General features: G+C 49.5%; 16 protein-coding genes. All 16 read left to right on the top strand.

The annotated features are described in order from the left end of the window. On the top strand, window positions 1–563 hold a 563-nt coding region (locus VIN66_RS12490), incomplete at its 5' end, for a 2-oxo acid dehydrogenase subunit E2 (RefSeq protein WP_331924282.1). 146 nt (window positions 564–709) lie between these two features. Beyond that, window positions 710–1,876, top strand: coding sequence for an ADP-forming succinate--CoA ligase subunit beta (sucC, locus tag VIN66_RS12485; protein WP_134054474.1), 1,167 nt, complete (start codon window positions 710–712; stop codon window positions 1,874–1,876). Between the two features lie 10 nt (window positions 1,877–1,886). After that, entirely contained in the window at window positions 1,887–2,759 is an 873-nt protein-coding gene (gene sucD, locus VIN66_RS12480; RefSeq protein WP_134054476.1) for a succinate--CoA ligase subunit alpha, read from the top strand. 81 nt (window positions 2,760–2,840) lie between these two features. Further along, window positions 2,841–3,491 (top strand): glutathione S-transferase family protein, encoded by a 651-nt coding sequence (locus VIN66_RS12475; protein WP_331924281.1) that lies wholly within the window; start codon window positions 2,841–2,843, stop codon window positions 3,489–3,491. 79 nt (window positions 3,492–3,570) lie between these two features. Beyond that, complete coding sequence (gene nadR, locus VIN66_RS12470; RefSeq protein WP_331924280.1) at window positions 3,571–4,608, top strand: multifunctional transcriptional regulator/nicotinamide-nucleotide adenylyltransferase/ribosylnicotinamide kinase NadR; 1,038 nt, start codon at window positions 3,571–3,573, stop codon at window positions 4,606–4,608. An 89-nt stretch (window positions 4,609–4,697) separates the two neighbouring features. Beyond that, window positions 4,698–5,429 carry a thermostable hemolysin gene (locus VIN66_RS12465; RefSeq protein WP_331924279.1) on the top strand — a complete coding sequence of 244 codons (732 nt, stop codon included), beginning with the start codon at window positions 4,698–4,700 and terminating at the stop codon, window positions 5,427–5,429. Next, window positions 5,426–6,913: an AMP-binding protein gene (locus VIN66_RS12460; RefSeq protein ID WP_331924278.1), complete on the top strand. Its 1,488-nt coding sequence runs from the start codon at window positions 5,426–5,428 to the stop codon at window positions 6,911–6,913. Before VIN66_RS12465 ends, VIN66_RS12460 begins: the two co-directional genes overlap by 4 nt. Next, entirely contained in the window at window positions 6,888–7,568 is a 681-nt protein-coding gene (locus VIN66_RS12455; protein WP_331924277.1) for an iron-containing redox enzyme family protein, read from the top strand. Before VIN66_RS12460 ends, VIN66_RS12455 begins: the two co-directional genes overlap by 26 nt. Further along, a complete protein-coding gene (locus VIN66_RS12450; protein ID WP_331924276.1) occupies window positions 7,565–8,368 on the top strand; it encodes an SDR family oxidoreductase in 804 nt (267 codons plus the stop codon). The genes VIN66_RS12455 and VIN66_RS12450 overlap by 4 nt, the downstream gene beginning before the upstream one ends. A gap of 1 nt (window position 8,369) precedes the next feature. After that, a complete protein-coding gene (locus tag VIN66_RS12445) occupies window positions 8,370–9,008 on the top strand; it encodes a hypothetical protein (protein WP_331924275.1) in 639 nt (212 codons plus the stop codon). Window positions 9,009–9,023: 15 nt separating this feature from the next. Then, complete coding sequence (locus VIN66_RS12440) at window positions 9,024–9,683, top strand: response regulator (RefSeq protein ID WP_331924274.1); 660 nt, start codon at window positions 9,024–9,026, stop codon at window positions 9,681–9,683. Further along, window positions 9,680–10,984 (top strand): ATP-binding protein, encoded by a 1,305-nt coding sequence (locus VIN66_RS12435; RefSeq protein WP_331924273.1) that lies wholly within the window; start codon window positions 9,680–9,682, stop codon window positions 10,982–10,984. The genes VIN66_RS12440 and VIN66_RS12435 overlap by 4 nt, the downstream gene beginning before the upstream one ends. After that, window positions 10,981–11,349: a cupredoxin domain-containing protein gene (locus VIN66_RS12430; protein WP_331924272.1), complete on the top strand. Its 369-nt coding sequence runs from the start codon at window positions 10,981–10,983 to the stop codon at window positions 11,347–11,349. The genes VIN66_RS12435 and VIN66_RS12430 overlap by 4 nt, the downstream gene beginning before the upstream one ends. Then, window positions 11,339–12,067, top strand: coding sequence for a hypothetical protein (locus VIN66_RS12425; RefSeq protein WP_331924271.1), 729 nt, complete (start codon window positions 11,339–11,341; stop codon window positions 12,065–12,067). Before VIN66_RS12430 ends, VIN66_RS12425 begins: the two co-directional genes overlap by 11 nt. Then, the gene (locus VIN66_RS12420) at window positions 12,064–12,774 is read left to right on the top strand and encodes a hypothetical protein (protein WP_331924270.1); all 711 of its coding nucleotides are present in this window, start codon (window positions 12,064–12,066) and stop codon (window positions 12,772–12,774) included. The genes VIN66_RS12425 and VIN66_RS12420 overlap by 4 nt, the downstream gene beginning before the upstream one ends. 118 nt (window positions 12,775–12,892) lie before the next feature. Beyond that, on the top strand, window positions 12,893–13,068 hold a 176-nt coding region (locus tag VIN66_RS12415), incomplete at its 3' end, for a glutamate--tRNA ligase family protein (RefSeq protein WP_331924283.1).

Here is a 13,068-nt window from a genome sequence, read left to right as displayed (position 1 = left end):
AGTATCAGGACGTGTTTGAAAAGCGTCACGGTATCCGTTTAGGCTTTATGTCGTTCTATGTTAAAGCGGTAACTGAAGCGCTGAAGCGTTTCCCTGAAGTAAATGCTGCTATTGACGGAGACGATATCGTTTATCATAACTTCTTCGATGTCAGCATTGCGGTGTCTACGCCACGTGGCCTGGTTACACCTGTACTGCGTGACTGCGACAAGATGAACCTGGCTGAAATCGAAAAAGCGATTAAAGACTTAGCGATTAAAGGTCGCGACGGTAAGCTGGCGATGGACGATTTAACCGGTGGTAACTTCACCATCACTAACGGTGGTGTGTTCGGTTCACTGATGTCTACGCCAATTATCAACCCACCACAGTCTGCCATTTTGGGTATGCACAAAATTCAGGACCGCGTAATGGTCGTTGATGGCAAGATGGAAATTCTGCCAATGATGTACCTGGCACTGTCATATGATCACCGTATTATCGATGGTAAAGAGTCTGTAGGCTTCCTGGTAACCATCAAAGAATTGTTGGAAGATCCAACGCGTATCCTGCTGGATATCTAAATATTCAAAAAAAAGTAAGTAAAAATGCTGTTGTTTTAGGACAACAGCATTTTTTATCGAACCGGTTGGCACTATAATATGCGCCGATCAAAAGTCAGGCTGCACCAAAAGGGCAGTCTCCATATTCAAATGAACGGAAAATAGCCATGAATTTGCACGAGTATCAGGGTAAGCAACTGTTTGCCCAATATGGTTTGCCTGTATCTAAAGGCATTGCCGCAGCTACAGTTGAAGAAGCGGTAGCAGCTGCAGATAAAATCGGCGGCGACATGTTTGTTGTCAAGGCTCAGGTTCACGCCGGTGGCCGTGGTAAAGCGGGCGGTGTAAAGCTGGTTAAGAGCAAAGATGAAATCCGCGCGTTCGCAGAAAAATGGCTGGGCAAGAACCTGGTTACTTACCAAACAGACGAAAAAGGTCAGCCGGTAAGCCGTATCCTGGTTGAAACCTGTACAGATATCGCAAAAGAACTGTACTTAGGTGCTGTAGTAGACCGTTCTTCACGTCGTATCGTGTTTATGGCTTCTACCGAAGGTGGTGTGGAAATTGAAAAAGTTGCCCACGAAACCCCTGAGAAAATTTTAAAAGCCACTATCGACCCGTTGGTTGGCGCTCAGCCGTTTCAGGGCCGTGAATTAGCGTTCAAACTGGGCTTAGAAGGTAAGCAAGTTAACCAATTCGTGAAAATTTTCATGGGTCTGGCTAAATTGTTCCAGGAAAAAGATCTGGCGCTGTTAGAAGTTAACCCACTGGTTATCACGCCAGCTGGCGACCTGCACTGTTTAGATGCAAAACTGGTTATTGATGGTAACGCTTTATACCGTCACCCTGAACTGAAAGAAATGCAGGATCCATCACAGGAAGATCCACGTGAAGCGCACGCTGCTTCATGGGAGCTGAACTATGTTGCTTTAGGTGGCGACATTGGTTGTATGGTTAACGGTGCAGGCCTGGCAATGGGCACGATGGACATCGTTAAACTGCATGGTGGCCAACCAGCTAACTTCCTGGACGTTGGCGGCGGCGCGACTAAAGAGCGCGTAGTTGAAGCATTCAAAATTATCCTGTCTGATGACGCTGTTAAAGCCGTATTCATCAACATCTTCGGTGGTATCGTGCGTTGTGACATGATCGCTGAAGGCGTAATTGGCGCAGTGAAAGAAGTTGGCGTTAAAGTACCGGTAGTTGTTCGCCTGCAAGGTAACAATGCAGAACTGGGTGCGAAAGTGCTGTCTGAAAGCGGGCTGAACATTATCGCTGATACAGACCTGACTGGCGCTGCACAGAAAGTTGTAGCTGCAGCGGCTAAGGCATAAGGGGTAAGCAATGAGCGTTTTAATTAATAAAGATACCAAAGTAATTTGTCAGGGTTTCACTGGTGCACAGGGTACTTTCCACTCTGAGCAAGCCATTGCTTACGGTACTAAGATGGTTGGCGGTGTAACACCAGGTAAAGGCGGTCAAACGCATTTAGGCCTGCCAGTGTTCAACACTGTCAAAGAAGCGGTAGAAGCAACTGGCGCAGAAGCATCAGTGATCTACGTACCAGCTGCTTTCTGTAAAGATTCTATCCTGGAAGCTGCTAACGGCGGTATCAAACTGATCGTTTGTATCACTGAAGGTATTCCAACTCTGGATATGCTGGATGCCAAAGTTAAGTGTGACGAATTAGGCGTACGCTTAATCGGCCCTAACTGCCCGGGCGTTATCACGCCGGGCGAATGTAAAATTGGTATCATGCCAGGTCACATTCACAAGCCAGGTAAAGTAGGTATCGTGTCACGTTCAGGTACTCTGACGTATGAAGCGGTAAAACAAACTACTGATTACGGTTTCGGCCAGTCTACCTGTGTTGGTATCGGTGGTGATCCAATCCCAGGCTCTAACTTCATCGATATTCTGAAGTTATTCCAGGAAGATCCACAAACTGAAGCCATCGTCATGATCGGTGAAATCGGTGGTTCTGCAGAAGAAGAAGCGGCTGCGTTCATCAAAGCTAACGTGACTAAACCTGTTGTATCTTACATCGCTGGTGTTACTGCACCTGCTGGTAAGCGCATGGGCCATGCTGGTGCGATTATCTCTGGCGGTAAAGGTACTGCGGATGAGAAATTTGCAGCGCTGGAAGATGCCGGCGTGAAAACGGTTAAGAGCTTAGCTGACATCGGTAAAGCACTGAAAGAAATCACTGGCTGGTAATAGACTACTAAGCTATGTTTTAAAAGACCCGCTAATACAGCGGGTTTTTTTATAAGCTGAAATTGCTATCACGGAGGCTGGATGTACAACATTTATGGTGCAGCCGGTTCAGGTCCAGTTGCCATTGAAGCCGTACTTGAATTGATGGAAGTGCCTTATCAGGTCCTGGTTGAAGCGCCAACCTGGGAAGGTGAAGCAGAGCGGGCTAAAGTAACACCGGTAAACCCCATGGCGCAGTTACCGGTGTTAGTCACTACGCAAGGTGAAGTGATAACTGAAAGCGCGGCAATTTTGTTGTGGTTAACCGAACAACATCCTGAAGCTAATCTGGCTCCTAAGCCCGGTTGTGCCACGCGGGCGCAGTTTTTACGTTGGATGAGTTTTATACCTGCGGCAATCTATTCTATGTATTGGGTAAGGGATGAACCGGAACGTATAGCCGGTGACAACAAAGCCGTTTACCCTGAGCTTCTGCAGCGCACTGCAGACCGTATCGCCCATTGCTGGAATGTCATGGATTCACAGCTGACACCGCAGCTGTTTTTGCTTGGCCAGCAAATGTCAGTGCTAGACATCTACGTCACTGTGGCGAGCCGCTGGACGCCAGGGCGACGGCGGTTTTATCAGGTTGCGCCAGGTATGGCTGAGGTCGTAAGGCGAGTGGACGGCTTGGTGCAATTAAAAGATTTTTGGGCCCGGCGTTTTCCGTTTAACACTGATTGGGACGGCTGAAAACTGGCGGCACAGCATAGTGTTTTCCGGTATTTAAGTGTAGGGTGCCAATATTATTTTTATCAGCTGAGGTTTATGCATGAGAGTTGGTGTTTTCCCTGGCAAATTTTTACCGCCTCACCGCGGTCACATAACGGCGATACTGCGTGCTCATGCTTTGTGTGACAAGCTTTATGTCGTTGTCAGTGAGCGCATTGCTGAAGATGGCGAATTGTGCCGTGACGCCGGTTTAGCTTATATAAGTGGTGTGCTGCGTCAGCGCTGGTTATCACAGGAGTTACAGGGGTTGGGTATAGACGTTTTGTTGCAGGATGATAGCGCGAGCGCGCCTTTCCCGGCCGGTTGGGGAGACTATGCAGTTAAACTTAAGCAAACCGTGCCTGAATCATTCAGTGTTATTTTTGGTGGCGAAGAGAGTTATCGTAGCGGCCATCAGCAGCATTTTCCTGATGTCGAGTATCAGGTTTTAGATCCGCAGCGGACACAGTGGCCGATAAGCGGCACCGAGATCCGTGAACATCCTTATAAACACTGGGATTATATTGCCGGTGCCGCCCGGCCTTTCTTTGCCCGTAAAGTACTCATCACTGGCCCTGAATCATGCGGCAAAACCACGCTGACGCGCAAGCTGGCGAAGGTGTATTGTTCGTCGTGGTCTGAAGAGCTGGGTCGCGATTATCAGCACGATGTTGTCGGCGGAAATGGCGATTTATTTGACCTTGAGGATTTTAACCGCATAGCGCATTTACAGTACGAGCAGGATCTCAAGGCGCTCAGAACCGCAAATAAAGTATGTTTTTTTGACACAGACGCTGTGGTGACTGCATTTTTCAGTAAAATTTTCTTAGGTGAAGTTGCTGACAGGGTTGAAAGCTTTATCGATGCAGACAAGTACGATCTGGTAATAGCGCTTAAACCCACTGTACCCTGGGTGGCTGATGGTATGCGGGAGCTGGGCGACCCCGCTACGCGTACACTCAGTTTCGACCAGCTGATGGCGCTTTATCAGCAATACGGTTTTGATATCAACCGTTTTGTAGTAATAGAGGCGCCTGACTATTATCAGCGGCTGCAGAGTTGTATCAGCGCCGTTGACCAATTGCTATGTCAGCGTTGAAAAGCGCTGAACTACTGGATTTTTATTCCTTAAGACTACTTTAAGTTTAGTGCTGCACACTGGTTATAACGGTAAAACAGGAGCCCGTTATGACCAGTTTAATGCGCAGTGCCGAGTCATATCTGAATAGCGAAAACACCTTGTCTGCAGCGGTATTGCCATCTGTTCATCAGCCTTCAGATGACGCTATCCATGGTGTCTTACACCTTGTCGAACCCTATCATGCTGAGCGTCACACGTTGCAGCAATTTATTGCCACTGGTTTTGCCAGACACTATCAGGCCAATGTGCAACATTTTATGCCCCATCTGCTTGGAGTGTTGTTATCTGAGCAGTGGCAGGCAGTACTGGGTATTCGCTTTGCATCTGAAGGCCAGCTTTTTACCGAGCAATATCTCCCGCTAACGGCAGAGCATACATTGCAACAGCATGGCTTTAACTGCCAGCGTGAAGACATCGCTGAAATTGGCCATTTATACGCACAAAACCGACAAGCACTGATGCAGCTGTTTGTGCTGATGGTACAGGCATTGTACCAGCTTGGTGTAAAGCATTTGCTGTTTTCTGCTACGTCGGATCTTAAACGCTTACTGCGCCGTCATGGTATTGCACTTAAAGAGCTGGTGGCAGCTAACCCAGATTGTTTGGGAGAAAAGGCAAAAGCGTGGGGCAGTTATTACCAGAGTAAACCTGAGGTTTGCCTACTTAGCGTGGCTCAGGCGAGCGAGCGTATTCAGGACGACTCACGGCTGCAACAGTTGATATTCCGGCACTGGCCGCAGTTGCACGCACTGGTTGATACCCTGAAGGAGGCGAAATGATGACGTTTTCATTACCAGATGGTGCCCGGTTGATTGATGCTCAAACAGGTATCGGGCTGGATCACCACGCAATAAATAACAAGCTTGAGCAGTGGAAAATGTTATTAGTCGGTTATGGTGGCAAGCGCATTATTCTCACTGCCGACAGTTCAATAAACTGGGTACTGGCTGATTTGGCCTGTTTAACAGCCAATATCATGCTGACGCCACTACCGACTTACCTTAGTGAATCACAAAGAGCTGCAGTACTGGATGCGTTACAGCCGGATTTATGGTTAAGCGATCATGACATTGAGGATGTTCATTGCAGTTTACTGGAAGAGTTTGATGGTATGTTGTTATACCGTCGTTCAGTTACGCGAAACGTCGCTGTACCAGCGGGTACTCAAAAGATAACGTTTACATCAGGCTCAACCGGGTCGCCCAAAGGCGTATGTCTGTCAGAGCGCAGTCAGCTCGATGTTGCGCTGGCACTAAAAGCCAGGGTTGAGCATATTTGCAATGGTCAGCCACGGCATCTTTGCCTGTTACCTTTACCGACACTGCTGGAGAATATCGCGGGGATATATGCGCCTTTGCTCTCTGGCGGTGAGGTTATGATTGCGGCAGATCCGCTGCGGGGGTTCAGCGGCAGCCGCCTGACTGAGCCACAAGCTATGCTGGCACTTATCAGCAAAACACAGCCCAAAAGCCTGATAGTGGTACCTGAACTGCTGAAGATGCTGATCGCCGCCGCACAGCATGGCTGGAAAGTACCGGCAAGCCTCGAATTTATAGCCGTTGGCGGGGCGTACGTTTCGGCCGGGACACTACAAAAGGCATCGGCACTGGGTTTGCCAGTGTATCAGGGCTATGGCCTGAGTGAATGCGGCTCTGTGGTGGCATTATCCGATGTTATGCCGTCAGACGCCGGTGACAGTGTTGGCCTGCCGTTGGCATGCCGGGATGTGCAGATAATCGATGGCGAACTGGTGGTAAATACGCCTTTTCTCGGTTATCTGGGCGACGCGGGCTCGGCGAGCAGCCAGGTGTTTACCGGTGATCTGGCGCAGTGGACAGAGCAGGGAGGGCTGCGCATTCTAGGCCGGCGTAAAAACCTGTTGATCAATAGTTTTGGTCGTAATATCTCGCCAGAGTGGGTGGAGTCAGTTTTAACCGACAGCGGCAGCGTGCAACAGGCTATCGTGCTGGGCGAGGCGCAGCCTTACTGCAGTGCGTTGTTATATGCGCCGCCAGCGGTGACAGATACTGAGCTTGCCACTGCAGTGCAACGTGCCAACGATATTTTGCCGGATTACGCCAGAGTTATTGCATATCATCGCTTGCATGAGCCATTTAGCACCGCTCAGGGCACATTAACCGACAATGGCCGGTTACGCCGCAGTGTAATTACGCAGCACTACCGCAGCATTATTTCAGAGCTTTATTCACAACAGTTTGATGTAACAGGAGAGAAGTATGAACTTTTATCAGTCTCTGCTTGACGCAACCACTGAAGAGCGGAATTACCTGCTAAGTGCACCTATGATACAGCGTTGTTTTACCGGTGATTTTACCTTGGATCATTACGTCGCATTTTTACAACAGGCATATCATCATGTTAAGCATACGGTACCGCTGCTTATGGCTGTGGGCGCCGGTTTACCAGAACGGCAGGAGTGGCTACGCGAAGCAGTAGCTGAATACATTGAAGAAGAGTTGGGGCATCAGGAGTGGGTGCTGAATGACATTGCAGCCTGTGGCTTTGATAAGGAACAGGCCCGGCAAAGTAAACCAGCATTTGAGACGGAAATAATGGTGGCGTACGCCTACGATGCTATCCGTCGCACCAGCCCCTTAGCGTTCTTTGGTATGGTTTTGGTACTGGAAGGCACATCCATTAATCTGGCGGAACAGGCAGCCAGCCAGATCAGCTCTAAGCTGGATTTACCGCGTAAAGCCTTTTCCTATCTTAACTCGCACGGCGCTCTTGATCAGGAGCATATTAAGTTTTACGAAAATCTGATGAACAAGATTAGCGCAGAGGATGAACAGGCTGTGATAGTGCATGCGGCAAAGCGGTTTTACCGTCTGTACGGTGATATTTTCCGTTCGCTGGAACAGCCGCATGGTCTTCGCAAACTGGAGCAGGTCGCATGAACAGCATACAGGGCAAACGTGTGCTGCTAACCGGCGCCACTGGTGGTATTGGTAAAGCCATGCTTCAGCTTTTGCTGGTAAGCGGCGCTGAAGTTGTGGTGACAGGGCGTGATGAGACGGCGCTAAATCAGTTAGCCTCGGCTGCTCAAGGCAGGGTATATCCTTTTGCTGCAGATCTGAATGACGAGCAAAATCGTCAGGCGCTGTATGCGCTGTGCGCAGCGGCAGGAGATATAGACATACTTATCAACAACGCCGGGATCAGTCAGTTCTCGGCGCATACCGAGCAAGACTTTGCCGCGTTATTAACGACCAATCTGCTTTCGCCTATGCAACTCACTCAATTGTTTATGCCGATGCTTAAACAGCGCGCTGGCACCGTTTTAAATGTTGGCTCTACCTTCGGTAGCATTGGTTACGCCGGTTTTAGCGGTTACTGTGCCAGCAAGTTTGGTCTTCGTGGTTATACCGAGGCATTACAACGCGAGCTGGCCGATAGCAAAGTACAGGTGCTTTATCTTGCACCCCGAGCGACCAGAACCGCCATAAATTCACCCGAAGTTGATGCGTTAAACCAGGCTCTGGGGCAGGGCGTCGATTTACCGGAGCAGGTTGCTAAAGCGTTGATAGAGCAACTGGTCAATGGTGATAAAAGGCGTTACCTCGGTACTGCCGAGAATATATTTATCCGTTTAAATGCACTGCTGCCCGGCCTTGTTGACCGTGCACTTGGCAGCAAGCTTAAACAAATCAAGCAATATTTCCGTTCAGCTACAGCAAAAAACAGTGTGGGGGTTTAGTATGAAAATATTAGCAGGGGTTGTACTGGCTGCGTTTATTGCAATACCGGATGTGCATGCAGATGTACTGGCTGATATTAAGCCATTGCAACAGCGCTGGGCTGAGGTTAATTACCAGCTTGACCAAGATAAGCGCGAACAGGCATTTGCTGACTTACTAACACAAGCCGATGCTGTGGTTGCAGCGAATGCCGATAAAGCCGAAGCTTACATCTGGCGTGGGATTATCACCTCCAGCTATGCGGGTGCTAAAGGTGGGCTTGGCGCTTTGTCGCTGACCGAAAAGTCAAAAGCAGATTTAGAACAGGCGATTGCGCTGGATGCTACTGCACTGCAGGGATCGGCTTACACCAGCCTTGGCGTCTTGTACTACAAAGTGCCAGGCTGGCCGGTGGGGTTTGGCAGTGATAAAAAAGCGCGAAAGCTGCTGACGAAAGCATTGGAACTTAATCCACAAGGTATTGATCCTAATTATTTTTATGCAGAATTTTTGACAGAAGAGCGCGACTACAAAGCGGCAATGCGCTATCTTCAAATAGCCAAGCAGGCACCGGCCCGGCCGGAGCGGCCACTGGCAGATAGTGGCCGGCAGCAGGAGATCGCTACGCTGGAGCGCAAGCTGGCGAAAAAGCTGAAATAGCACCTGAGAGGAACAATGCGACTACTGTTGGTTGAAGATGACGCCGCGCTGCGGGAAGGCTTGCAGCAGGCACTAAGTGTACAGGGTTTTGCCGTAAACGCCGTCGGTAATGGTCAGCAGGCCTTAACCGTGATCCGCGCCGGTGACTGCGATGCCGTGATCCTGGATTTGGGTTTGCCTGATATTGATGGTTTATCGGTACTAAAACAGCTGCGGCAAAAGCAGCAGCGTATGCCGGTGCTGATTTTAACTGCGCGCGATGGGCTTGATGAGCGGATTAAAGGCCTGGATCTTGGCGCAGATGATTATCTGGTGAAACCCTTTGCTGCGCCGGAGCTGTTTGCCCGTCTGCGGGTGATAGAGCGCCGGCTTGGTACAGCGTCAAGCCATCTTGTCCGCTGTGGTGACGTTGAGCTTGATACCAGTGCGATGCAGTTACACTATGACGGACGTTCGGTGTCTTTATCCCGCCGTGAGTACGTGTTGCTAAAAGAGTTGATGGAGTCGGCTGGCCGGGTTAAAACCCGCGAGCAACTGGAAGCAAGCCTGTATAGCTGGGGAGAGGAAGTGGCCAGTAATGCGTTGGAGGTGCATATCTCAAACCTGCGTAAAAAGCTGCCTGATGAGTTTATCCGCACGGTACGCGGTGTAGGGTACAGTGTCGCCAGGCTATGACATCTGTTCGTCGTTACCTTATTTCGGTGCTGATTGCGCTGCTGGTACTTACCAGTTTTCTGGCTGCGCTTCAAAGTTACCGTTTAAGCGCCGACAGAGCGCGGGAGCTGTTTGATCAGGACCTACAACTGGTCGCAGCTGCCATTATGCAGCAGTATCAAGCCGATAGCGTCAATTTTGAACAGGCAATGGCTGTGCAGCTGATTCAGCACGGACAGATCCGCTATCGCAGTGAACAGGCGCCTGCAGAGCCGATCCTGGCGCCAGAAGGCTTTTCAGAGCAAAATTTTTCCGGTAGGCGATGGCGGGTGTATGCACAGAGCAGTAATAATGGCTGGCACATTATGGTGGCGCAACCTTTACAGCAACGTTTGCAATTGGCTGATGAAGTGATCACCGCCTCTATTTACCCGGTTGTACTAAGTTTGCCAATACAGGCTTTGTTGATTTGGCTTGTGGTAAGCCGCGCCTTGCGGCCGTTGAATGCGTTCTCCAAAGAGCTGACATCGCGTAAAGCGAATGAGTTGACCCCGGTTACGCTTGAGCAGGTGCCGCAAGAATTAGCACCGGTACTATTATCTACCAATCATTTGTTTGAGCGCTTATCTGCAGCCTTTGCGCGGGAGAAGCGTTTTGCCTCGGATGTGGCACATGAACTCAGAACACCATTAAGTGTGCTGGAGATAACATTGCACAACGCCTTAACACGTTGGCAGCAACAGGGTATGCCGCAAACTGATGAGAGCATGCAGGCGTTACGTGATGGTGTAGACCGAATGCGACAGCTGATTGAACAAATTATGCTACTCAACCGCACCAATCCGGATAACTTTCAGGCAAAAATGCAACCGATCGATTTAGCAGCATTGTGCCGCGAAGTGGTGGCAGATTGTTACAATCAGTTGGAGCAAAAGCAGCAAAAAATCAGTATCGAAGGTGAGGATCATTTGCAGATCAATGCGGATGCCTTCGCATTACGGTTAGTGGTGTCAAATTTATTGGGTAACGCCATTAAATATACGCCTGTCGGCGGGCAGATTAAACTGACACTGCACTATACGCATTCAACCGCCACGCTTGAAGTTGCTGACTCCGGCCCCGGTATTGCAGAAGCAGAATATGAACAGGTATTTAACCGTTTCTACCGGGTAGGAGGAGACCGGCATCAATCAGGTGTTCCGGGCTCTGGCCTTGGGCTTGCGATAGTGAAAGACATTGTATTACTGCACAATGGCACAATAACGCTGGCAAAGTCTGAATTTGATAGCGGATTGAATGTCAGGGTGGACCTGCCGCTATGACGTTACTTTATCGCAGTGTCCTGTTGTGCTGTGCTTTGTTGTCATGTGAAGTATTTTCGCGTGAGGAATTTGTTCTGGTGCTAAAAGATCATCTGTTTTCTCCCAGCCATCTTTATGTACCTGCGGGACAGAAAATTAAAATACGGTTGCTGAATCAGGATGCTACGCCGGAAGAGTTTGAAAGCTTTGCCCTGAACAGAGAGAAAGTTGTGCTGGGACAGTCTGAGGCGGTGTTGTACTTAGGGCCGCTTCAGGCGGGTGAGTATGGTTTTTTTGGTGATTTTCACCCTGACAGTGCCAAAGGCATACTGATCGTACTGCCTGAGCCGCAGTGGATAAAGCGGCAGGTGCAGCATGCTGATTAACACGGTGCTGGTTTACATCAGAGAGTTGCTGCCGGTGTTACTGCTGCTTGCTACTTTACTACGTCTGTTGCAGTGCGGCAGGCGCTGGCTGCTGCACTGCGCAGTGTTTACGCTGTTAATGCTGATCTTGCTGCCGCCCTGGTTGGGTGATATTACACAGTTGGCAGATGGTAATGGTCTTGAGCTTTTGTTTGTTGCTGCGCATTTAGCAACGCTGGCGGCGCTGGTTCTGTTGTGTGCTTATCGTCTCCCGCATAGCCGTGCAGCTGTCGTTGCCGTCAGTGCTCAGATGCTGCTGTGCGGTATTAACCTGTTGCTTTATGGTCTGACGAATATCGGCGCTGAAAACAGCACTGAGAGCTTTTGGCTTGGCGCTGTGCTGGGCGGCGGAATAGGGCTGAGTATTGCAGTTATCTGGTATCAGTTGCTGGCGGAGTTGCAGCGCTTCAGTCAGCGTGTATTAGGTCTGATGCTGGCGCTGATCGCAGCCAGGCAAGGTATTGAAACAGTTACCTTGCTTGGGCAGATTGACTGGTTGCCCTCTGGCAAAGCGATATGGGACAGCAGCATGATTGTCAGTGAACAGACCGAAGCAGGTGTGTTTTTTCAGGCATGGTTTGGTTATGAAGCAAGCCCTGATGTGATTCAGCTGGGCGGGTGGCTGGTAAGTTTAGTGTTGATATTAGCGCTATGGCAATGGCGAAGAGGCAAGCAATGAAACAGATACAGCTGGGCGCCATGCTGCTGGTATTGCTGTTCAGTGCAGCGACACTGGCAGATGGCAGGGTCGTTGATAAAGTGTATCACCCTTATGTACAACCACTTGAAAGGGAGTTTGAATACCGCGCTTTGTATCAGCGCCAGACGGATCATCCCGATAATAATGCACTGGCGCAAAAGCTTGGCTACGGTTTCTCGCTTGGCAACAACATGGCGTTTTCATTTTATCTGCTGGCTGAGCGGGTCATGCCTGAAGATTACACGCTGGCCAGCTATGAAGCAGAATTGCGCTGGATGCTGACAGAGCAGGGCCAATACAGCTGGGACTGGGGGCTGCTGTTTGAAGTTGAACATTACCAGCAAACAGACAATAACGAGTTCACGACAGGGTTATTGGTTGAAAAAGAGTTTGAGCATACCAGTCTGACAGTAAATGCGTTGTTGGTATACGAATGGGGGCAGAATGTGCCGTCAGAGCTGGAAACAGAATTTCGCCTGCAATACCGTTATCGTTTCATGCCGGCGTTACAGCCCTCTGTCGAAATTTATTCCGGCGAAAACTATAAAGGTGCCGGGCCGGGTTTTATGGGGGTTTATAAGTTCAGTCCAACACAACAACTGAAATGGGAAGCCGCTATGGTGTTTGCGCTGGACAACGACACGATAGACCGTACCTTTCGTTTTGCGCTGAAGTACGAGTTCTGAATAACCTCAGCAGTAAAATCTTTTCAATTGCTCAGGGCAGACAGTAGTCAGCCTTGTTTCTGCTGCTATAATGCCGCATCTGAATGAAGTTCCAGTGAGAAAAAGGACAACGTATTTTATGGCGGACGCAGAACATCGCCCCAGCAATTTTATCCGGCAAATTATTGATACCGATTTAGCATCCGGCAAGCATCAAGCAGTACAAACCCGGTTTCCGCCTGAGCCGAATGGTTATCTGCATATTGGCCATGCTAAGTCTATCTGTCTGAATTTTGGTATAGCACAGGATTACCA

The organism is Rheinheimera sp. (genome assembly GCF_036568245.1).
Lineage (GTDB): Bacteria > Pseudomonadota > Gammaproteobacteria > Enterobacterales > Alteromonadaceae > Alishewanella.
This window is presented reverse-complemented; position numbering and strand designations above follow the sequence as displayed.